This window comes from Phaeovulum sp. W22_SRMD_FR3 (genome assembly GCF_052113705.1).
Lineage (GTDB): Bacteria > Pseudomonadota > Alphaproteobacteria > Rhodobacterales > Rhodobacteraceae > JBGQOG01.
On sequence record NZ_JBGQOG010000047.1, the window covers coordinates 1 to 1,672 of the forward strand.

At 62.2% G+C, this 1,672-nt stretch carries 1 protein-coding gene; it reads left to right on the forward strand.

What is annotated here, in order from left to right:
• The first annotated feature begins 63 nt into the window (after positions 1-63).
• Positions 64-1,503 carry an IS1182 family transposase gene (locus ACEN2S_RS22980; protein WP_441870962.1) on the forward strand — a complete coding sequence of 480 codons (1,440 nt, stop codon included), beginning with the start codon at positions 64-66 and terminating at the stop codon, positions 1,501-1,503.
• The last annotated feature ends 169 nt before the right edge of the window (positions 1,504-1,672 follow it).

Here is a 1,672-nt window from a genome sequence, read left to right on the forward strand (position 1 = left end):
CGGCCGAGGCTGTGTGAAAACGCTGTTCTGTGGTAAGCTTCCGCAAGGCAGCGGGAGACCAGGATGGCGGGCTTCATCGATGGGATCGACCGGGAGCAGTTTACGCTTTTCCCTGATCGTCTCGAGGACTGGATCGGGCAGGATCACCTGGTCCGTGTCGTCGACCTCTTCGTCGAGGAGCTCGATCTTCTGGCGCTCGGCTTCGAACGTTGTGTGCCCGCCCGAACCGGTCGCCCGGGCTACCATCCGTCTGTGCTGCTGAAGCTTTTCATTTACGGCTATCTGAACCGGATCCCGTCCAGCCGTCGCCTGGAACGCGAGGCAGGCCGCAATGTCGAGTTGATGTGGCTGACCGGCCGCTTGGCGCCAGACCATAAGACCATCGCCGATTTCCGGCGAGATAACGGGGCAGCGATCCGCAGAACCTGCGCGCAGTTCGTGGAGCTGTGTCGGCGGATCGGGGTGTTGAAAGGCGGTTGCGTGGCCATCGACGGCAGCAAGTTCAAAGCAGTGAACAATCGCGACAGGAACTTCACGAAGAACAAGATTGCCAGCCGCCTGGCCCATCTGGAGGCCGACGTTGAGCGCTATATTGACGAGATGGTTCGCCTCGACCGCCAGGAGGAGGGCGAGGCACGGGCTGACAAGGTCGCTCATCTCGCCCGCCGCTATGGCCGTATCCGGCAGGAGATCGCGCGGCTGAAGGCAATGGAGAAGGCCCTGGTCGATGCACCCGACGGACAGATATCCCTGACCGATCCCGATGCCCGGGCCATGGCAACCAGCGCCCGGCACAGCGGTATGGTCGGTTACAACGTCCAGACCGCTGTCGATACCGAGACGCATCTGATCGTGGCGCATAAAGTGACCAATCAGGGCTTTGATCGTGATCAGTTGAGCCCGATGGCGGCCGCGGCCAGGGCGGCTCTTCAGCGCGACGACCTGCACGCCATTGCCGACAAAGGATATTTCAGTGGCTCTCAGATCCTGGCCTGCCATCAGGCGGGGATCACCACCACTTTGCCGCGTCCCGAAACATCGGGCAATCGCGGCAAGGGCATGTATGTGAAGGCCGACTTCGCCTATGACACATCCCGGGATGTCTATGTCTGCCCGGCGGGCGAAGAGCTGACCCATCGCTATACGCGCGAGGAGGACGGGCTGCGGGTCGGCCGCTACTGGACCAATGAATGTCAGCATTGTCCAGTCCGTCACTGCTGCACCAGCGGAAAGGAACGCCGGATCACCCGGTGGGACCATGAGCACCTGGTCGATGCTATGCGCGAAAGGCTGGCTGGCACCGACGATCCGATGACCCTGCGCCGCTGCACGGTTGAACACCCGTTTGGCACCCTCAAGGCCTGGATGGGGCACACCCATTTCCTGACGCGGAGGCTGAAGAATGTCAGCACCGAGATGGCGCTGAATGTCCTTGCCTACAACATCAAGCGGGTGGTCGCTTTGATCGGCATCCGGGGCCTGATGCGGGCCATTCAGGCCTGATCGAGGGGCTGCAACCTTACGCTCGGGCTCAAGCGTCCCGCTTTGCCCGGCGAGGGACCACACCAGACCACCATGCGCGCCAAGGACCACTTGAGGCTGCAAAAAGCGAGCAGACCGACACACCTACATCCGGCGCACCTTGCACGCGCGTTTCCACACAGCCTCGGCC